The sequence below is a fragment of the Aureimonas sp. SA4125 genome (genome assembly GCF_019973775.1).
In the GTDB taxonomy this organism is placed as follows: Bacteria; Pseudomonadota; Alphaproteobacteria; order Rhizobiales; family Rhizobiaceae; genus Plantimonas.
This window is the reverse complement of sequence record NZ_AP025032.1, coordinates 516,692-537,169: the sequence shown is the minus strand read 5'-3', so window position 1 is coordinate 537,169 and position 20,478 is coordinate 516,692. Positions and strand designations below refer to the sequence as shown.

At 65.0% G+C, this 20,478-nt stretch carries 15 protein-coding genes; 3 read left to right on the top strand and 12 right to left on the bottom strand.

The window, feature by feature from the left end:
• Window positions 1-2: 2 nt before the first annotated feature.
• The 5 genes from Sa4125_RS02460 to rfbF form a co-directional block, all read right to left on the bottom strand.
• Window positions 3-1,004 carry an NAD(P)-dependent oxidoreductase gene (locus Sa4125_RS02460; RefSeq protein WP_224003316.1) on the bottom strand — a complete coding sequence of 334 codons (1,002 nt, stop codon included), beginning with the start codon at window positions 1,002-1,004 and terminating at the stop codon, window positions 3-5.
• Between the two features lie 68 nt (window positions 1,005-1,072).
• The gene (locus Sa4125_RS02455; protein WP_224003314.1) at window positions 1,073-2,296 is read right to left on the bottom strand and encodes a class I SAM-dependent methyltransferase; all 1,224 of its coding nucleotides are present in this window, start codon (window positions 2,294-2,296) and stop codon (window positions 1,073-1,075) included.
• Window position 2,297: 1 nt separating this feature from the next.
• Complete coding sequence (locus Sa4125_RS02450) at window positions 2,298-3,554, bottom strand: aminotransferase class I/II-fold pyridoxal phosphate-dependent enzyme (RefSeq protein WP_224003312.1); 1,257 nt, start codon at window positions 3,552-3,554, stop codon at window positions 2,298-2,300.
• Window positions 3,545-4,729, bottom strand: a complete 1,185-nt coding sequence (gene rfbG / locus Sa4125_RS02445; RefSeq protein ID WP_224003311.1) for a CDP-glucose 4,6-dehydratase — start codon at window positions 4,727-4,729, stop codon at window positions 3,545-3,547. Before rfbG ends, Sa4125_RS02450 begins: the two co-directional genes overlap by 10 nt.
• Complete coding sequence (rfbF, locus tag Sa4125_RS02440; protein ID WP_224003309.1) at window positions 4,722-5,558, bottom strand: glucose-1-phosphate cytidylyltransferase; 837 nt, start codon at window positions 5,556-5,558, stop codon at window positions 4,722-4,724. Before rfbF ends, rfbG begins: the two co-directional genes overlap by 8 nt.
• A 318-nt stretch (window positions 5,559-5,876) precedes the next feature.
• Here rfbF and Sa4125_RS02435 point away from each other — a divergent pair, with 318 nt between their 5' ends.
• Window positions 5,877-7,466 (top strand): hypothetical protein, encoded by a 1,590-nt coding sequence (locus tag Sa4125_RS02435; protein ID WP_224003300.1) that lies wholly within the window; start codon window positions 5,877-5,879, stop codon window positions 7,464-7,466.
• A gap of 61 nt (window positions 7,467-7,527) precedes the next feature.
• Here Sa4125_RS02435 and Sa4125_RS02430 read toward each other — a convergent pair whose 3' ends face one another.
• The 3 genes from Sa4125_RS02430 to Sa4125_RS02420 are packed head-to-tail and all read right to left on the bottom strand — an operon-like array spanning window position 7,528 to window position 10,436.
• Window positions 7,528-8,739: a glycosyltransferase gene (locus tag Sa4125_RS02430; RefSeq protein ID WP_224003298.1), complete on the bottom strand. Its 1,212-nt coding sequence runs from the start codon at window positions 8,737-8,739 to the stop codon at window positions 7,528-7,530.
• Window positions 8,736-9,464: an HAD family hydrolase gene (locus Sa4125_RS02425; protein WP_224003296.1), complete on the bottom strand. Its 729-nt coding sequence runs from the start codon at window positions 9,462-9,464 to the stop codon at window positions 8,736-8,738. The genes Sa4125_RS02430 and Sa4125_RS02425 overlap by 4 nt, the downstream gene beginning before the upstream one ends.
• Before the next feature lie 15 nt (window positions 9,465-9,479).
• Window positions 9,480-10,436 carry an ATP-grasp domain-containing protein gene (locus Sa4125_RS02420; protein WP_224003288.1) on the bottom strand — a complete coding sequence of 319 codons (957 nt, stop codon included), beginning with the start codon at window positions 10,434-10,436 and terminating at the stop codon, window positions 9,480-9,482.
• Window positions 10,437-10,683: 247 nt separating this feature from the next.
• On the opposite strand from Sa4125_RS02420, the gene Sa4125_RS02415 reads away from it, so the two are divergent.
• Window positions 10,684-11,718, top strand: a complete 1,035-nt coding sequence (locus Sa4125_RS02415) for a formyltransferase family protein (RefSeq protein ID WP_224003286.1) — start codon at window positions 10,684-10,686, stop codon at window positions 11,716-11,718.
• On the opposite strand, the gene Sa4125_RS02410 is transcribed toward Sa4125_RS02415, so the two are convergent.
• From Sa4125_RS02410 to Sa4125_RS02395, 4 genes are all read right to left on the bottom strand, one after another.
• A complete protein-coding gene (locus Sa4125_RS02410) occupies window positions 11,607-12,653 on the bottom strand; it encodes an NAD-dependent epimerase/dehydratase family protein (RefSeq protein WP_224003284.1) in 1,047 nt (348 codons plus the stop codon). The two genes, Sa4125_RS02415 and Sa4125_RS02410, sit on opposite strands and share 112 nt — an antisense overlap.
• Before the next feature lie 1,460 nt (window positions 12,654-14,113).
• The gene (locus Sa4125_RS02405; protein ID WP_224003282.1) at window positions 14,114-17,845 is read right to left on the bottom strand and encodes a cadherin domain-containing protein; all 3,732 of its coding nucleotides are present in this window, start codon (window positions 17,843-17,845) and stop codon (window positions 14,114-14,116) included.
• A gap of 164 nt (window positions 17,846-18,009) precedes the next feature.
• Window positions 18,010-18,438, bottom strand: coding sequence for a methyltransferase domain-containing protein (locus Sa4125_RS02400; RefSeq protein ID WP_224003280.1), 429 nt, complete (start codon window positions 18,436-18,438; stop codon window positions 18,010-18,012).
• 114 nt (window positions 18,439-18,552) lie between these two features.
• On the bottom strand, window positions 18,553-18,762 hold the full coding sequence (locus Sa4125_RS02395) for a hypothetical protein (protein ID WP_224003278.1): 210 nt from the start codon (window positions 18,760-18,762) through the stop codon (window positions 18,553-18,555).
• 329 nt (window positions 18,763-19,091) lie between these two features.
• Between Sa4125_RS02395 and Sa4125_RS02390 the strand changes: the two genes are divergently transcribed.
• Window positions 19,092-20,441, top strand: a complete 1,350-nt coding sequence (locus Sa4125_RS02390) for a UDP-glucose/GDP-mannose dehydrogenase family protein (RefSeq protein ID WP_224003276.1) — start codon at window positions 19,092-19,094, stop codon at window positions 20,439-20,441.
• Window positions 20,442-20,478 lie beyond the last annotated feature (37 nt).

Sequence of the window (20,478 nt, the reverse complement as noted above, 5' to 3'; positions counted from 1 at the left end):
GCCTAGACTCCTGCGTGCTGCACGCCGCGGCCGGGCGGCGTCATGACGGCGGTGGCGAAGTCGGCGCTTGCATGGTCCCGCTGGAAGGAGACCATCCGCCGCAGCCCCTCGGCCGCCGAAATGCGTGTCCGCCAGCCGAGAAGCTCGTAGGCGAGCACCGGAGAGCCCCTGAGATCGCTGGATCTCGTCCGCGTCTTGTTCTCGTTGAAGACGACGAGGCGCGGATCGGCTCCGGTCGTTGCCGCCACCATCCTTGCGACGTCGCGCATGGACGGGGCCGATCCGCTGCACAGATTGACGATCCGTCCCGCCGAGGCCGGCACTTCGCCGATGCGCAGGAGACCGGCGACCGCCTCGTCCACGTAGATGAGATCGCGCCGGTCGTCGGGCCGATGCACGAACAACTCCTCGCCGGCGAGACACCGAGAAACGAGAAGCGGAACCAGATAGTCCTCCGACTGGCCGGGACCGAAGACCAGAGCGAGGCGCGCCGTGGACACGGGAAAGGAGAGTCGCGGCTGGAGCGTCGCGACGAGGTGAGTGGCGGCGACGAGATGCGCGCCGTAGGCCGTCAGCGGCACCTCGCGCACGGTCTCGCGATAGGGAACCGGCGCCGCGCCGTATTCCGCCAACGAGCCGGCGCGCACGATCGCACGCGGTGGTCGACGCGCTTCCACGCAGAGTTTCAAGAGGGTGACGAGGCCATCGAGATCCTCACGAAGGAACGCGCGCATGTCCTCGAGATCGGCCCGATATGGACGCCGCGGCGAACCGGCGAGGTGGAACACGACGTCCGGACGAACGTCCTCCAGGCAGGCCCGGAAGGCGGTCTCGTCGCGGATGTCGAACCGATGCAGCGTGACGGCGTCGTCGAGCCCGCTCGTGTCGGACGAGGGACGCACGATGCCATGCACCGCATGGCCGCGGGCGACGCAGGTTCGGGCAAGATGCGCACCGATGAATCCTGCCGCACCCGTGATCATGATCCGCGACTTCGGTCCCATTGCCAGCTTCCCCCTTCGACGCCCCGCCGCGCTGCGGCTGCGATCCGCCGCAGACCTCACACGGCCGTTCAGTTCATGAGCACCGGCGTCGCGAGCGGAACGAGGAAACGCCCTCCCGCCGCCGAGAAATCCTTCTGCTGCAGCCGGATCTCGTCGAAGAAGTTCCAGGCGAGCACGAGCAGCACGTCTGGCCTGTCCTCCTTCAACGCCTCGGTGGAACGGACCGGAATTTTCATGCCGGGCGAATAGAGGCCGTGCTTCAACGGGTTGCGATCGACGAGGTAGTCGAGCGTCTCGGGTCCGATGTCGAAGTAGTTGAGGAGCGTGTTGCCCTTGGCAGGCGCGCCGTAGCCCGCGATCCGCAAGCCCTGTGCCTTGAGGCTCTTCAGCATCGCCTTCAACTCCAGCCGCACCGTCTCGATGCGCGCGGCGAAGTCGTCGTAGGTCTCGGGCCGGAGCATTCCGGCGTCGCGCTCCTCCGCCAGCATCTCTGCGACGGCGGCGCTCGATCGCGTCCCGGCGTCGGCGTGCTTCATGAAGACGCGCATGGAGCCGCCGTGGACGCTCAGGCGATGGACGTCGACGAGGGCGAGCTTGAAGAACGCCGCCAGCCGGGCGAGCGAGAGCAGGCTGAACTCCGAGACATGCTCGTGGTAGATCGTGTCGAACTCGTTGCGCTCGAGGAGATCCTTCGCCCAGGGAACCTCGATCACGAAGACCCCGTCCGGCGCCAGCCATCGCGCGACGCCCGCCATGAAGTCGTGAAGGTCGCCGATGTGATTGAAGGTGTTGGTGGTGACGATGGCAGACGCCGCCCCGTGGCGTTCGACCAGAGCTTCGGACGAGCGCGCGGTGAAGTAGCCGACGTCGACCGCGACGCCCCGTTCCCGCGCGATTTCGGCAAGGTTCGCAGCGGGATCGACGCCGATGGTGCGGCAACCGAGCCCGTTGCAAGCTGAGAGGAGAAGTCCGTCGTTGCAGCCGATATCGACGACGAGCCCCTCGCCCGCGGCTTTTCGGAGGACTTCGGCCAGCCCGGCGAAATGCTCGTGCATCTGCGTCGCGCCGGAGGGAACGTAGACATAGTGCTCAAAGAATCCCTCCGGCACCTGGTCGTCCACCTCGATCAACCCGCATTCGAGGCAGACCTGCGTCTCCAGTGGATAGACCGGCTGGCTCTTGCCGACGTCCTCGGGCAGCACGAAGCTGTTGGCGGGCGGGTGGTCGCCCATCGGCAGGAACAGGTGAGGATCGGGTGCGAGGCAGGCGCGGCAACGCGTGAGAAGGGCCATGTCAGGCTCCAAGGCGGGCGTGAGGGATGAAAGGGCGAGCCGAGGCTGCTGCGGTGCGGTGGCGGGCAAAACCGACCCCTTCCGCAAATTCCGCAAAGCACTCGCGGAGATAGGTGAGGTGCACGTCGGAAAGTCCGTGGTGGCAGGCGAGCAGGATGCCGCCGCGCATGACGTCGTCGGCGACGCGATAGCCGGCGGGATCGGTGCGGCAGCGCACCTTGGCCATGGCCGGCTGGCGCAGGATGTTTCCGGTGAAGACGGGCCGGGTCTGGATGTCGCGTTCTTCCAGAAAGACCTGCATCTCGCGCCGGGTGAAGGGCGCCGAAGCGCGTAGCGTGAGGGGAAACGCAAGCCAGCCCGTACGCGCCGCGGGAAGTTGCTTCGGCAGCACGAACCAGTCCTCGTAGGCGCGGAAGAAGGCGAGCTGCGCGGCGAAGTTGGCTTCGCGCGCTTCGATATTCCGCTGGAGCTTGTCGAGCTGAACGAGACCGAAGGCGGCGCCGATTTCCGATGGCTCGATGTTGAAGCCGAGTTCTTCGAAGACGAACTTGGCGTCGTATTCGAAACCGTCGAGCTCGACGTTGAATCGGTTCTCGATAGTCTCGGAATTCGCGAACAGAGACGACGTCCGTCCCCAGGAGCGCAGGAGCAAGGCACGCCGCGCCAGCGCCTCGTCGTTGAGGCAGAGCATGCCGCCGTTGCCGCCCGCCGTCACGACGTGCGAGCCGTAGAAGCTCGTCGTGCTGATGTCGGAGCGCGAGCCCGTGCTGACGCCGCGCAGCGTCGCGCCGAGCGTGTCGGCGCTGTCCTCGATGACGATCAGCCCGTGGCGGTCGGCGATGGCGCGGATCTTGTCCCAGTCCGGCAGGTTGCCGATGAGCGAGGGGATCATGAGGGCCCGGGTCTTCGCCGACAGGCTGGCCTCGATGGCGTCGACGTCGATGTTGTAGGTTCCCTCGACCGCATCGACGAAGACGGGCACGAGGCCGGCGCGCACGATCGGCGCCACGGTGGTGGCGAAGGTCAAGGCGGGGGTGACGACTTCCGAACCCTCCGGCAGGTTCAGAAGCTCGATCGCGAGGTAGTTCGCGGAGGACCCGGAATTGACCATGATGCCGTGGCGCTTGGCGAAGAGCGCGGCGACCCGTTCCTGCATGGCGCGCACCCGCGGCCCCATCTGCGTCGAGCTGCGCAACGCTTCGATCACGGCAGCGATCTCGTCTTCGCCGAACACCGCCTGCCCATAGTTTACACGCATGCTGCAACCCTTGTTTTTGAAGGAGCTCGAGTTCTCGGCACCGTCCCGGATCTCGGGGAGGTCCCTGTTCGCGGCGAGGCGAAATCCAGGGCGGATACTTTCTCCCACCGCTGGACGTAGGCGGCGATCTGCCGAAGGCTGAATTCCGCGATGGAAGCGGGTTCGCGGGCGAAGGTCCGATGCCAGGCCACCGTGTCCGTCACCGCTTCCTTGACCGACAGCACGGATTTCCATCCGAGCTCGACGTAGGCCTTCGTGCTGTCGAGCCGCAGGAGCGTCGATTCCGGCGGGCCGCCGTCGTTCTCGATGACGAAGCCCGGCCCTTTGCCCTTCATCTCGCGGGCGGCAAGGCGAGCGAGCGTCACGACATCGACCGCTGCGTCGCGGTCGCAGCCGAAATTCCAGGCCCCGGTGAAGCGCGGGCCCTCCTCGACGAGACCGGCCGCCAGCATGAGATAGCCGCGCAGGGGTTCCAGCACATGCTGCCAGGGGCGGACGCTCCGCGGATTGCGCAGGCGCGCCGGCCGCCCCTCTTCCATGGCTCGAATGAGATCGGGCAGGAGCCGGTCGGTGCTCCAGTCGCCGCCGCCGATCACGTTGCCGGCCCTCACGGTCGCCAGTTGCGGTCCCTGCGGATCGTTGAAGAAGGAGGCGCGATAGGCGGCCGCGACGAGTTCGGCGCAGGCCTTGGAGGAACTGTAGGGATCGTGTCCGCCGAGCGCGTCGCCCTCGCGGTAGCCCCAGGTCCACTCGAGATTCTCGTAGCACTTGTCGCTGGTGACGACGACCACGGCCTTGAGGCCGGACATCCGGCGCGCCGTCTGCAGGACCACGGCAGTGCCGAGGACGTTGGTCATGTAGGTGCCGACGGGATCGCGATAGCAGTCGCGCACGATGGCCTGCGCGGCCATGTGGAACACGAGGTCGAAATTGCGTCCGTCGATCGCGGCCTCGAAGCTCTCGGCGGACCGGATGTCGCCTCTGCGTCCGTCGACCAGTTCTTCGAGGCGAACCGCGTTGCAGAAGGACCGCGTCTCGGGCGCCAGCGAGACCCCCGTGACGTCGGCACCCAGCCGACGCAGCCAGAGGGCGAGCCATCCGCCCTTGAAGCCGGTATGGCCGGTGACGAGCACGCGGCGCCCGGAGAGAGCCTTGCGAAGAGCGGCCTCACCCATGGACGTGCTCGCGCGCAGGCAGCCCGGCTGCAGACTGCGACAGCGAGACCGGGTAGTCCGGCATGAAATTCAGCCAAGGCGGCGTGCCGTCGCAACAAAGACCGTCGAGATGGTCACGGTCGCGGATCGTGTCCATCGGGTGCCAGAAGCCATCGTGCTGGAACGCGTAGAGCTCGCCGTCGCTGGCGAGGCGCGCAAGGGGCGACAGCTCGAGCGGTTCCGACAGCGCCGGGATGTAGTCGAGGACCCCCGGCTCGAACACGAAGAAGCCGCCGTTGATCCAGGCTTCGCGCTGGCGCACCTTCTCGCTGAAGTCGACGACCCGACCGTTCTCGATGTCCAAGGCGCCGAAGCGGGCGGGCGGGCGCACGGCGGTGACCGTCGCAAGGCGACCGTGGGAGCGATGGAAGGCCAGAAGGGCATTGAGATCGATGTTGCCGACACCGTCCGAATACGTGACCATGAACGTGTCGCGGCCGATCCAGTCCCGGAGGAGGAGGAGCCGGCCGCCGGTCATGGTGGCAAGTCCGGTGTCGACCACGGACACGTTCCAGTCGAGCGGGCGCGTCTGGAGCAGCGTCATCGCGCCGCTTCCGAGAGAAACGGTGAAGTCCGCCGTCGATAGATGGAAGTTGTGGAAGAAGGCCTTGATCGACATGCATTTGTATCCGCCCGCGACGATGAAGTCGTGGAAGCCCCAATGGCTGTAGATATCCATGACATGCATGATGATCGGCCGGCCGCCGATCTCGACCATCGGCTTCGGCACGCGTTTCGTTTCTTCAGCGAGCCTGGATCCGAGACCGCCGGCCAAAAGAACCACCTTCATGACTGCCTCGTCTGCCGTGAGAATTGATACGGCAGTGTTACAGGTAATCGTGCCGTCGGATGTTTGTCTCTTCGAGGGATCGTGGCGCAGCCTCTGTGACCGAAAGGCTTAGGCAAGGGTGGGCCGGCGACAGGTTCGACCGTCCGGACGAAGGGTCGGAACGAGGTACGGGCGCAAAAGCTGTCACTTCGGCGGATCGGCCGCACGGCGCAGAGGCTGAAAGGCCTAGCCGCGACAAGGCGCGCCGCGCATGCGCTTCCATTAGGAAAAGTCAGGGCGCCGAACGCCGCGTCCGTTGCGCCGGCAGGGAGCGGGAACATGTTCATCGAAGCCGAGCGACGCGTGGGTTTTCGCCCGCTGACGACGACCGCCGTGATGCCGCTCCTCTCCGGCGCGCTGGTGCTCTGCCTCTTCCTTCGTCTCATGAATTTCGAGCCGCGGCGCGACGAGCAACTCTATGTGCCGCCGACGCGCCTGCTGGACGACCAGACGCTGTACGGCGACTTCTTCTACAATCACACGCCGGGTTCCGCCTGGCTGTTCCACGCGGTGCGCCGCTTGCTCGGTTCCGACCACCTGCTGTTCGATGCCCGCCTCGGCGTCTTCGCGGGGTGGCTGCTTCTGATCGCCGGGATCGCCGTCCTCAGCTACGCCCTGACCCGTTCGCTCTGGATCAGTTGGAGCATCGTCGTCGTGTCGCTCTGCAACGAACTGCTTCTCTCGCAGACCGGGATGACGGCAACCAACAATCTCCTCCCTCTCCCCTTCTCCCTTCTCGGGCTCGGCCTGTTCGTTCTGGCCGTCTCCTCGACGCCGGCCCGAAGCGGGATGGCGGCCTTTGCCGGCGTCTGTCTCTCCCTCGCCACCGTCTTCAAGATCAGCGGCGTCGCGTTCATCCTGCCTGTCGCGATCGCCTCGCTCCTGCTGCCGCGCGCGATCGCGCTGCCCGAGCGCCTGAAGCGCGTCACGCTGCCCCTCGCGGCCGGCGGCATCGTGGGAGCCGTTCCCGTCCTCTACTATCTTGCGTCCGATCCCGTCCGGTTCATCGCCCACGTCCTCGGCTATCATCTCGGCCCGCATGCGCAATATTGGCTGTCGGCGGGGGCGCCGGACGAGGGCGCGGTGACGTCGACCCTCGACAAGCTGCTGTTCGCACACGACATCTGGATCGGCGGCGTGAACGGCGTCGCGCTCGTCGCGCTGATGCTGCTCGCGATCGTGCGGTGGCACGACCCTCGCGGGCGCCGCAGCGGGTCGGGCGCCGGCTTGATGCTCGTCGCCTGCGCCTTCTGCGTGAGCGCGGTCCTCAGCCTGATGCCAACCCCGAGCTTTCCGCAATATTTCGCGCCGCTCTTCGTCTGTCTGCCGCTGGCGCTCGCCCTCTTGGCCGCCGAGCTTTCGCCGGAGGGCCGGGACCGGGCGGCGGCGGTCCTGCTCGCGGCCAGCGCGGTCGCGTTCCTCGCGCAGGCGCCCCGTCTCGTCCAGCATGTCGGCACGCTGGTGCGGCCGGATCGATGGGCGGTGGCGAAGGTGCACGCTGCCGGAGACGACATCGCCCAGCGGCTGCGGGACGCCGGATTGCAGGGCCGGGTTGCGACGCTCGCGCCGCTTTATCCGCTGGAAGGCGGCCTACCGGTCTATCCCGAGCTCGCCACCGGCATCTTCGCCTACCGCACCGCCGCGATCACACCGCCGACACTGGCGAAATACTACCGGATGGTTTCTCCCGCCGGCATTCCCGCGATCTTGGACGCCGAACCCCCGGCCGCCTTCCTGCTCGGCTTCGAGCAGACGCTCGAGAAGCCGTTCCTGGACTACGCCCTGTCGCACGGCTACCGCCCGGTTCCGGACTTCGATCTTCGGGACCGTTACGGGACGGGGCTTCTCTATCTGAAACCGGGGGCATGACGGGGCCGGGTCGTCATACGATTTCCGGGTGATCCCTCCGGGCGCAGGGAACCGACGACAGTCAGGCCCCGCCGCATACGGGTCCTGTCCTCTCGGCAGCAGGATCGGCCACGCGAACGGTCCGTTCCCGCATCGCGTCGTCGATCAGAGCGTCCCATTTCGCGAAGACAACGGCAGGAGTGTATCCGGCCGCGATGGCGGGGCCCGCATCCGCCATGCGCCGACGCAGTTCCGGGTCCCGGTCGACCCGGACGAGCGCTTCGGCGAGCGCATCGGTGTCGCCGGGCGGCACGAGAGGGTAGCCACCCGACGCGCGAAGGATCTCGGACGGGCCCCAGGGGCAGTCGAAGGCGACGACCGGCGCACCCCTCGCGAGAGCTTCCAACAGCACGTTCGGGAAGCCCTCGAACCGGGAACTCAGAACGAAGACGCTGCCCGCCGCCATCCAGTCGTCCGGCGACTTCGCCACCCCCGGCAGGACGGCGCGTTCTCCGAGCCCCAGCGCCCGCATCTGCTCTTCGAGCGATCGGCGTTCCGGTCCTTCTCCAAAAATCGCGAGAGATGCCGAAGGCAGTCGCGGCAGCGCGCTTGCGAACGCGTCGATGAGGAGATCGAAGCCCTTCTGCCGGTCGAGGCGGCCGACCGCGACGAAGGCCGGCCGATAGTCCGGCAGCTCCCATATCGGAGGCGGCGGCGAGATGGGGTTCGGGATCACCACGGCATCGGACTGGAGCGCTGCCGGCAAGGCGGACCGTGCCTGTGCAGTCTGCATGACGAGACGCCGCCCCTGCGCCACCCGTGCGAAGAGCGCGGGCCAGAGCGGATGCATCTTCTGGATCAGGAAGTTGTTGCGCTCCGACAGGATGAGGGAAATGCCGAGGCCGGTTGCGGCGATCGCCGTTATGACGTTGACCTTGGTGAGAAAGGAAAGGGCGACGTCCGGCTGGAGCCGATGGAGGAGCCGCCGCAGGCGCCAGAAGCGAACGAGACTGCGCAGGAACCTTGGACCGGTCCGGTCGCCGAGGGCATGAATGGCGATTCCTTCCTGATAGGGGAAGAAGGAGCCGGCGCTCTCTGCGTTCAGCGCGACGACGTCGACCGTATCGCCACGGGCAACGCGGTGATGGGCCAGCATATTGACGATCTTTTCCGTCCCGCCGGCATCGAGGCCCGCGAGCACGAATACCGCGCGCGTCGGCCGGCCGCCCTGCTTCCTGGACCTGTGTCGGCCCATTCGCCTCGCGGTCCACCGGTCTGCGTCGATCTCTTTCACGCGGTCGTCTCCCGCCACAGGCGTCCTGGGGACGCTCGGAAATCATCTCGCATCGCGTCGAGACAGGCGTCGAGTTCATCGAGACTCTCGATAGACGCGTGCGCCTGGTAGCTGGGCTCCGCCGCGCGGTGACGATGCACGCGCTGCGGCCTTTCGATCTGAATCGTCGCCCAGCCGCGGATGTTCGGCGTGACGAAGTCCTTCCGCGGATTGTCCGCCACGTAGACGAGCGGCAGTCCGATCGGACCTGCCCAGCGTTCGACGATCTCGAAGGCGCGCGGATGCGGCTTGCCGAAACGCGTGCCGAGACGACCCGTGCAGACGATGCACCCGAAGTGATTGCCGAGACCGAGCGCGCTGATCTTCGCCTCCTGCGTCGCCGCCGGACCGTCGGTGATCAGCGCGCCCTTGATGCCGCCCGACCGGGCGGCGAGATAGCGTTCGGCGTCGGGCGCGAGCGCGATGTCCGGCCGATGGCCGCGATAGGCCTTCACGAGTTCCGCGACGAGGAGAGGTTCGGGATCGAGCCTGATCCGCTCCAGCGCCCTGTCGAAGATGCGGCCGCGCTCGCCGGCGTCGAAGAGGTCGAGGCAGAGTTCGGCGAAGCCCTCCGACAGGCAGCGGTCACCCAGCACGCGCTCGACGGCCTTGTAGCCGCTCCTGGCGAAGTCGCGCTCGAGATACAGCGTGTCGTCGAGATCGAAGACGACCAGCGGCCTTGCCATCCCTGCCACTCCCCTTCAGCCATGGAAAACGGCGGCGTCGTAGCGCAACATGGTCACGCCCTCCCGCCAGCCGTCATTCGCGGAGTCGGCAAGGTCGGCGACTTCCTCGATCAGCCAGCGCGTGAATTCCGCTCCGGCATGGTGGGCGAGCGGATAGCCGCCGCCGAAACGGGCGTTGATCTCGAAGACCCGAAGGCCGACGGTCTCGTCGAGTATGGCTTGGAAGCAGAGGGCGCCGCGGGCCGACGGAAACGCGCGAAGCAGCCCCTCGGCGAGGACGCCGAACGCTGCATCACGCTCCGTCCGTCCCTTCTCGACTTCCCCGGCCCTCACCCTCAGGCGCCGGTGCGGGACGACGGCGCGCAGGCGACCGGTCCGATCGACGAAGATGTTGATCGTGAATTCGGGTCCGGCCAGAAGTTGCTGGAGCACCATCGGCTCGCTCGTGCTTTCCGGCACCTCGCTTCTACCGGCGACGACGCGGATCCCTCGGCTGGCGCTGCCGCCGACTGGCTTCATCATCATCGGCCATGGAAGGGTGTCGTCCGCCTCGGCGAGGGCGACCGTCAAAGGCACGGGCACGCCGGCCCGCTCGAGGACGCGCGCGGTCTGCAGCTTGTCGCGGCAGACCGCGACGACATCCGACGCGCTGACATGAACCCGCGCACCCAGCGCGGCGAAGCGGTCCAGCGACTCGGACAGCGGACCGAGTTCCGGATCGATGGTCGGAACGACGAGACAGACGCCCTCCCGGCGAACGATCGCGAGCAGCGCGTCGATGTAGTGCGGGTCGTCGCAGGCCGGCACCTTGACGGCCTCGTCGGCCATGCGGCAGGCCGCGCTTGCCTCGGGCTCGACGTCGCACGCCACGATCCTGAGATCGATGCCGAGGTCATGCGCCGATTGCCGGAAGCACTGGAGAAGGCCGACTCGCCGGCCGGCCGAGGTCACGAGGACGCAGATCCGCTTCATCAAGCCTCTTCCGACAGGAGCGATGGCGAAGGCCGAGCCCGCATCTGCGGCCCCCACCTGCTCGAGCGATCCTTGTGGATTCGAGCGGTCACGCGGCGCCGTCGCGTCGAGGATCGCCGATCCACGCGCGCACGGTAGATGGTCATTGGAGGAAGGGCCGCGGTGGGCCTACTGCTAATGGATAGGTTGGAGAAGACCCCTCCCTGGCGAACATACAGGGCTCTTGAAGACGAGGATCGGAGGGGACGTGCCGACGACACTGCTGAAGCCGAATTCGGCCGGATGTCCGCGAATCGCCTTCGTCGGCGCCGTCGAAGGGTCGCTCACCGCGTTCAATGCCCTCGTGGCCGCGGGCATGGCTCCCGTGCTCCTCGTGACGCTTCCGCCGGAGGTGTCGCATCGCCACTCCGATTTCGCCGATCTCGGCCTACCGGCGCGCGCCGCCGGCACGGCGGTTCACCTGACCACGGACATCAATGCACCGGCGACGATCGCGGCGCTCGCCGAGGCTGCGCCCGACCTCACCCTGGTCGTCGGCTGGTCCCAGATCTGCCGCCGCGCGTTCCGGTCCGTCGCCCCGCTCGGCACACTCGGCTTCCACCCCGCCCCGCTTCCGCGCTACCGCGGCCGAGCGGTGATTCCCTGGACGATCCTCAGCGGGGAGGCGACCACCGGCTCGACCTTCTTCTGGCTGGACGACGGCGTCGACAGCGGCCCCATCGTGATGCAGCAGCTCTTCCCGATCGATCCAGATGAAACGGCGCGCTCGCTTTACGACCGGCACGTGATGGCGCTCGCCGAGATGACGCCGCGCGTGGTGGCCCGCATCGCCGCCGGCAACGCGGGCGGCACCCCGCAGGACGAGGCGCGCGCGAGCTACTGCGCCAAACGAACCATGGAAGACGGGGTGATCGACTGGGGCGAGCCCGCAGACGCGATTCTGCGCCTGGTGCGAGCTGTGGGCGATCCCTATCCCGGCGCCTTCACATTCGCGGGAGACACCAGGATCGTCGTCGAGGCGGCCCGGAGCCACAGGCCGAAAGGCCGTCACATCGGCTTCGCCGGGCAGGTCCAGACCTACACGTCGACGGGGTTCACCGTTCTGTGCGGCGACGGCGAAACGGTCGAGATCACACGGTGGCAACCTAGCGACGGCCGACGGCCGCGCATTCACGCCCGGCTCAACTGCGCCTCCTCGGGCGAGGACAGCATGAGGCGCTCCTCGGTATACCAGCGTACAAAGTGCTCCACCCCCTCCGCCACGCTTGTCGCCGGGCGATAACCGGTCAACGCTTCGAGCAGACGAGGATCGCAGCACGTGACCGGGACATCGCCGGGCTGCATCGGCAGCATATTGCGAACGGCCGCCTTGCCGAGGCAGCGCTCGATCGTCTCGATGAAGGACAGGAGATCGACCGGCACGCCGCCGCCGATATTGATCACGCGCCAGGGCGCAACGGGCGAAAGCGTATCGGCGACGCCATCGCCCATCGCGGCCTGAACCTCGGTCGGCGCCCGGTCGACTAGACGCACGACTGCCTCCACGAGATCACCGACATAGGTGAAGTCGCGAAGCATCATCCCCTCCCCGTAGACGTCGATCGGGCGACCGTTCTCGATCGCATCGACGAAGCGGAACAGCGCCATGTCGGGCCTGCCCCACGGGCCATAGACGGTGAAGAAACGAAAGCATGTCGTCGGCACGTTGAAGAGATGCGCGTAGGAGTGCGACATCGCCTCCATCGCCTTCTTGGTGGCCGCGTAGAAGCTGAGCGGACGGTCCGCCTCGTCGACCTCGCGGAAGGGCGTCGACACGTTGCCGCCGTAGACCGAACTCGTCGACGCGAGCAGGAGGTGCTGCGGCTTCATGGTCCGCGCGAGTTCGAGAACGTTGAAGGAGCCGACGAGATTGCTGTCGACGTAGGTTCGGGGAGAGTCGATCGAGTAGCGCACTCCCGCTTGCGCCGCCAGATGCACGATCACGTCGGGCTCGGCGGCCTCGGCCGCATTGCGCAGTTCCTCGAGGTCCTCGAGCCATCCGATATGGGCATGGAAGCGGCTGGACCGCTCAAGCAGGGCGTGCCGCGCCTGTTTCAGGCGCACGTCGTAGTAGGACGTCATGGCATCAAAGCCGACGACGGTGTGACCGTCCGCCAGCAAGCGCTGAGCCAAGTGGAATCCGATGAAGCCGGCGGTTCCGGTGACGAAGAATCTCATCGGTTTCGGGCTGTCCTTGGCTTCCATTCTGACCGCAGGCTCCGTTCTAACGCGGCGCGAGCGCTGTCTTCGCACCGCCAACGGCGCACTGGCCAGGCGAGCCGTCACTCGGCCGCCCCCGGGGAGGCCGGGAGGACAGGCATCCGGCCGGCGCGCATCGCAGCGACATCTTCGTTTTCCTCGCGGCAGGGTACAGCATGCCCGCAATTCGCCTGGCATGTCTTCATCACCGGGCCGACGCAGCCCGAACCCATCATCGCGATTTGCATGACGTGCTCATCCTCAAGAAGTGAAGAGGCTCCATCCTCTCACCGTCGGACATGAGATGCCAAAGGATCAATCGGGCAGTAGGTCCCATCGTTTGGGGCACGACCGCATTCCCACTGCCATCGAGGGACCGACCGGATAAGTCTTTTTGCCGAGAGCGCCGCGGCACGCAGGTCCGACGAAAGCATGGACGTTCCAACGGCGGGATGGAGTAGTTGGTCCAATACACGCCGCGGCGCTCGCCACGGCATCGAAAACTCACCGTGCCCTGCCGTGAACCCTCGTTTCCGGACGATAATCCTGCGCTGCCCCTCCGATCGTACGCCTTACCCGAATGTACAAGCAGCTCTACGCCTTCTGGACCCTGCAACGCGGCGAGCCATGGTCGATGTTCGATGCATGAGAAGGGCTGGACGCGGAACGCAAAGGGAGGTCGCAGAGATTGCTTGCCAAACGAACGCAGAGCGGCTCGTCGAAGAAGCGAGCGCCTCCGAGGACGATCACGGAATTGACGGAGGAGGAGGCGGAGTTTCTCGAATACGAGTTTAGCGACGGCAAGGGAAATAGGCGGTATAATAAGGAGGTCGCCTTCGCTATGATCGGCGCGGGATTGTCCCTGACCCATCTTCTCGTCGGATGGGAAATCTCCAGGACGGTATATTTCGGCTGGATGAGGATGCCGGCTGGTGGTAAGCGAGCCAATCGCATCGGCCCTACGATCGGGATCGATCCACGTGAGTTTTGATGCCAGGAGCCGAAGCGCGAGAGCGACCCTTGTACATCCGGACGGAAGCAGGGCGCCATAGCGAGACGGCGGAAAACTGTTTGCGTCGCAGATGGTTTCAACCCGTCCCGATATGCTGATACGATGATCCGTCGCGCCATCGACAATTTTCGATATCCCATTCAGCTCAGCAATTTTCCCCGTGGCTCTGGCCAGCGACCGCGCCTTCTCCAACGCATGCGCTGGGCCTGCCAGGCATAACCCGCTTGCGGCCGGATACGCTCGGCGCCACAGCGACTCGCGTCATGAACTCTGGCCGGCCACGAGGACGACGTTTGCGCCACCTTCACCCATCGAGGAGTGACGTCCGGCGAGGCAGAGGTGGGTGACCAAAGGACGCGGCAGTTTGACCTGGAGACGGGGCGGACTTCGGTCCGCCACATCATGGGCCGGGTTCAGGCCGAGGCTCCTAGACGAAATACTCTTCGGAGAAGCTGCTCGTGCTGGACAGACCTGACAGAACAATGGCCTGATCGAGCGTCCCGTCGCCTGTCCCGTCCCAAAATAGCCACCCAGTTCCCGTCCCCGCCACGAAAACGGCGCTGACGCCGCCGGTGGCGAGAGTCGATGCGGTAGACAGCGCCAAGCCTTGGTCTGTCGTCTGCAACGCCGTCTCGGCGTATTGCGACGACATCAGCGGGCCTGCGAACGTGTCGATATCGATCATATCGAAGCCACCCGAGAAATCGGTGATAATGTCTGAGAAACCGGGATTGGTGGAGGTATCCCCGAAAGCAAACACGAAAGTATCCGCATCGAGTCCGCCCGTCAGAATATCCTTGCCCTTCCCGCCGACGACGAGATCGTCGCCCGCTGCGCCGAGGATCGTGTCGTTAGAATCGCCGCCGTAGAGACGATCAGCTCCTGCGCCGCCATTCAGCGTGTCCGGAGCGGCGCCGCCGAAAATCTCGTCGTCGCCATCGCCGCCGCCGAGGACATCGTTGCCGTTGCCGCCATCGATGATGTCGTTCCCTGCCGCTCCGTCGATGGTGTCATTGCCGTCCAGACCGAAGAGTCGGTTGGCGCCCCCGTTGCCAGTGATGGTATTGGCCAGTTCGTTCCCGGATCCGTCGATGGCCGCGGTGCCGGTTAAAAGCAACCGCTCGACCTCACTCGCCAAGACATAGGTGACGGACGTCGACACAAGATCGATACCCCCGTTCGGGGCCTCGACGACCTCGTCGTCGTTCGTCGAAATGCCGTCGTTGGACCAAGTTTCGACGTAATAGCTATCGTTGCCATCACCGCCCGTCATTCGGTCGGCATCCGCACCTCCGTCGAGTACGTCTCCTCCGAAGCCGCCGAACAGGAGGTCGGTCCCGGCCTGGCCGTAGAGAAGGTCGGTGCCCGCCCCCCCGAACAGTGTGTCCGCGCCGTCCCCGCCGAAGAGCTGATCGTTGCCATCGCCCCCATCGAGACTGTTGGCGAGCGCGTTGCCGGTTAGAATGTTACTGAGCGTGTTGCCCCATCCCTCGCGGGCGGCTCCGGTAAGCGTGAGGTTCTCAACATTCTCGTCGAGACGATAACTGACTGACGCGAAGACTTGATCGACCCCGGCGCTGACAGCTTCGATCGCGCGATCGTCGTCGGCAGCAAATCCGTTGTCCGACCAGGTCTCGACGTAGTAGGTGTCGTTGCCGATGCCGCCTTCCATTCTGTCGGCGCCACCGCCGCCGTCGATGGAATCGTTGCCGCCCAGGCCGTAAATCGTGTCCTCGAGCGCGGTGGTCTGAAGCGCAAGGGCCGCGGTCGGCGAGAAAACATTCGCCGCGCCGTTTCCGGTGAGCGTGCGCCCAATCTCGTTGACATTGAGAATGCGGACGGCGATCGCCTGCGACGCCGCAAATCCGCCGTCCAAGGCACTGACGATCACTTCATAGACATTGTCCCCGTTCTGATCGATCGGATTTTCGAAATTTGGGTTGGGGATCAGCGACAGCGCTCCGGTGGCGGAGTTCAGCGCAAACAACGCCGCGTCGGCGCCGCCGGTGATGCGATACTCGATCGCGGAGTTGTCGGCATCGGTGGCAACGACCGTCGTGATCGCGCGGTTGTTTTCCGACAGGGACAAGGACGCCGTCGCAGCGCCGCCGTTCGAGACGATCACGGGTGCGTTGTCGTTGAGGTTGTTGACGTGCAGGGCCAATGTCTGCCGGACGGCGAACACGCCGTCCTGGGCTTCGACGATGACATCGTAGACGTTGTCGGCGCCGACGTCCGTCGGCGCCTCGAAATCAGGCGCCACGAGGAAGTTCAACGCGCCCGTCGTCGCGTCAATGGCGAAGCGGGCACCATCCGCGCCACCGACGATCCGGTAGACGAGCGGGCTCCCGTCCGCATCCACGGCGACGAATGTCGGCCCTGCCGCGGCGTTCTCGTCGGTCGTTGCCGACACGCTCGCTGCCCCGCCGAAGGACGTGAAGACCGGAACGTTGTCGTTGACGTTGCCGATCGTGACGGAGAGGGTCTGCCGCACGCCGTTCGTGCCGTCGCTTGCGCCGACCGTGACCTGATAGATGCCGTTCCGGTCTGCGTCCGTGGGATTCTCGTAGTCAGGCGCGGTGATGAACGACAACGCGCCGGTCGCCGTGTCGATCGAGAACTGTGCCGCGTCCGCACCCCCGAGGATCGAGTACCTCAATACTCCACCGTCGGGATCGCTCGCCGCGACCGTTGTAACGGACTGGACGTTCTCGGACAGCGTGATGTTCGCCGACCGCCCTCCGCCATTCGACGAGATGACGGGCGCCGCGCCATCAGCGAGGTTGCTGACCGTGACGGCGAGCGTCTGACGACCGACTCCCCCCGCACCATCGTCGGCGGCGACGATCATCTGGTAGACGTTGTCGCCGTCTGCATCGATCGGATCCTCGAAATCCGGCTTCGCGGCGAATGTCAGGACACCTGTCGCCGAATCGATCGCGAAGAGAGCTGCGTCGACCCCGCCGACGATACGATAGCGGATCGTCTGACCGACATCGGGATCGACGGCGACCACGGTGGTGACGGGGCCGAGGCCGTTCTCGTTAAACGCAATGGAGGCGGTCGCGCCGCCGCCATTGGAGGTGATCGTCGGCGGCGTACTGAGCGCCGTCGCGTCGATCGTCCCGTCGGCGAAGGTATAAAATTCCACGTTGAGGACCGTGTCGATACCGTCGGGAGAACCGACGCGCAGATCCTGGAGAGTGACGCTGCCATTGGCGCTGCTCGTCAGCAGATAGTCCGCGCGATTGCCCGAGAACGCCGCGGTATCGATGTCCGCGCCACCGTCGATGTAATCCTGCCCGGCGCCACCAATCATCAGATCGTTGCCGCCGCCGCCGCCGATCTCGTCGTTACCCGCCATGCCATACACGGTGTCGTTTCCGGCGTCGCCGTAGAGCTTGTCGTTGCCGGTGTTGCCCGCGTCGTCGCCCCACAAAATGTCGTTGCCGGAGCCGCCCTTCAAGGCGTCGTCGTCGGCCCCGCCGTAGAGCAGGTCGTCGTCGTCGCCGCCGTCTAGTTTGTCGGCGCGCCCGCCGCCATAGAGAATGTCGTTGCCGCGCTGGCCGAAAAGGGTATCGAAGCTCGAGCTGCCGTCGGCGCCGAAATCCTCGCCATACAGGCGATCGTCGCCATCGCCGCCGTAGATCACGTCCGCGCCGGCAAAGCCGACGATCAGGTCGTTTCCAGCTTCGCCGTAGAGCACGTCGCCGCCGGCTCCGCCGATCAACGTGTCGTTGCCGTCGCCTGCATAGATTTTCATGTCCTTCGCATAGGCCACCCCGCCCGGTCCATGCGCCGTCAAGTCCACGATGTCGTCGCCAGCGCCCAGGTACATCAGTTGGATGTCGCGAAAGCCGCCGAGTCCATCGCCGAAGCCGCCATTGTTGTAGACGACGACATCGGCGGAACTCGATCCGTAGATAGCGTCGTTCTTGTCGCCGATGACGAGATCCGTCGATGTATTGATCAGCGCCGCGGTGAGAACGTAGCTGGTGCCGTCGGCATTGTGCAGCGAAGTGGTCCACGCGAAATTCGCAATTTGAGCGTCGACGCGCAGGTCGTTCGGATTGGTACTCTTGTTAAACAAGTAGAAAAGGTCGGCACCGACACCACCCGCCCAGGTTTGAATCCCGAATTGATTATAGAAATTCGCCATGTCGGTTTCCTCCCTATGGGCGATAAGCGGGATCACGTCATTTCGAAACAAAATTTATAATATCGTTCGATCAGGTCTGTGCTCCAGGATATAAGGCCACAATATCACGTGGACTGATTGCTTCGTTCGCCTTTCTTCCTAGGAAGAAAGTGCCACTCGCTGCATCAGATACGTATTGCGGTGGGATCACATGATCGAATAGGTGAAGCCACGCGCCGCGAGCGGAAGAGGCCGCGGGCAAATAGTCGATCGACCAAGCGAGCTGCGTCCCGGGCCCTCCGCTCGTCCCCGAACGCATCAGGGAGAACCGGCGAAAACAGATATCGGTGACCGCTTTCGGTGAATCGGGTAAAATCGAACGGCCCCTCGTGCACATGGTGCATAAAGGGCGTCTCGACGTAGACGATGCCGCCCGGACGCAGGACCCGCCAGATTTCGGCTACCACACGCCGTGGCTGGAGTACGTGCTCGAGTTCCGCCTGAACGACCAAGGCATCTTTAAGCGGGATGTTGTGAGCGTCGGCGATCAACCGGGAATTGGCGGAATTGTAGACGATGAGCGCGACAATCCGCGTGCGCGGATGGGCATACAATGCCTCGGTTCCTTGCCGTCTCGTTGCCGCCGCCACGACCAGAACGACGGTCCGCCCCCTCATCGCCCACCCCAAGATGACTCTGTCGAAAATTAAATCCTTCCCACAGACCGCTTACCACCAGCCGGGCATCCCCATCCAGTTGAACCATATCAGCTTGAAGACGATCCAGCCGAACAGCAGGATAATCAGCAGCGACGAAATGCCGGTCAGTCCGAACAGGACCTCCTTTTCACCTGGCGTGTCGCTCCGGCCGTGCGTCCGGTTGAGCTCCCAAGCCTCAGCCTGCAGCTCAGTCAAATAGCGGTTGTCCTTCTCTACCATGACCCGCCTCCAGATGCCCCCACGAGGGCCTTAACGACGAAACGACGCAGTTGGGGCCCCATGCTTGCCCCTCGAAAGAACGCTCTGATCAACAAAACATAGGATGCCACATGCCCTGGAAAGGCCGGCTATTCGGTCATGCGATCTGCCTAATCGACAACGTCGCACAGCCGGTGACGCGAAAAAGGCTTAGACCAAAAACCGGATGATTAAAATACCTATGGCACAAGTCGAACTTTCGATTCCGGCGCTGCCGAAAAAAGCGAGCTACGTGTCGACTTCATCTCAACGTATGTGGTGCTCATCTCAATTGGAAAAGCGGAAGCACCATGCGCATCGCCATCATCGGTTCAGGCTATGTCGGCCTCGTCACAGGAGCATGCCTTGCCGATTTCGGGCATCACGTGACCTGCATCGACAGCAATCCGAAGAAGATCGCGCTTCTGCAGTCGGGCGAAATCCCGATCTTCGAACCGGGACTGGCATCCCTGGTGCGGACCAACAGCCAATCCGAGCGCCTCTCCTTCACCACCGGTTTGGCCGGGCCGGTCGGCGAAGCCGACGTCGTCTTCATTGCCGTCGGAACGCCATCTCGGCGCGGCGACGGGCACGCCGACCTTACCTTTGTCTACGCTGCAGCGCGCGACGTGGCACGGGCAGTCCGAGGCTTTACCGTCGTCGCCACGAAGTCCACCGTTCCCGTCGGAACGTGCGACGAGGTGGAGCGCGTCATTCGCAAAGCCAATCCGCAGGCCCACGTCGCGGTTGTGTCCAATCCCGAATTCCTACGCGAGGGAGCGGCGATCGAGGACTTCAAACGTCCCGACCGCATCGTCGTCGGCACCCTCGACGACCAACGAGCGCGCGATGTGATGGCGCAGGTCTACCGCCCGCTGTTTCTCAACCAGTCGCCGATCCTGTTCACGGACCGTCGGACGTCGGAACTGATCAAGTATTCGGCCAATGCTTTCCTGGCGATGAAGATCACCTTCATCAACGAGATCGCCGATCTCTGCGAGCAGGTCGGCGCCCATGTCCAGGAAGTCGCTCGCGGCATCGGGCTGGACAACCGGATCGGTGCGAAGTTCCTAAATGCCGGCCCAGGCTACGGCGGATCCTGTTTTCCTAAGGACACCGTTGCCTTGATGAAGACGGCCCAGGACAACGGCGCGCCGCTGCGCCTGATCGAGACGACCGTCGCCGTCAACGACCAGCGAAAGCGTGCCATGGCGAGAAAGGTCGTGTCCGCCTGTGGCGGCAGTTTAAGGGGCAAAACCGTCGCGGTGCTCGGCCTGACCTTCAAGCCGAACACCGACGATATGCGCGAGGCACCCTCAATCTCGATCATTCAAGCCCTTGTCGATCTCGGCGCCCGGGTTCGGGCCTTTGACCCTGCAGGTCACGAGCAGGCGGTCGCGGTATTGAACGAAACGGTCGTGCTGGCCAGGGATCCCTACAACTGCGTGGAGGGCGCGCACGCCGTAGTAATCATTACCGAATGGGACGTGTTCAGGGCGCTTGATCTCGCACAGATTGCCCGGCAGATGGCGACGCCCGTGATGGTCGACCTGCGTAACGTCTATCGCCGCGACGAGGTAGTTAAGCACGGCTTCACCTATGCCAATCTCGGAGACGGCGTCTGTGGCGATGAACGGACACTCTCCGTCGCGGCCGAGTGAGCGCTCGCATGACGCGCCGCGATCGGGCTTAGAGACC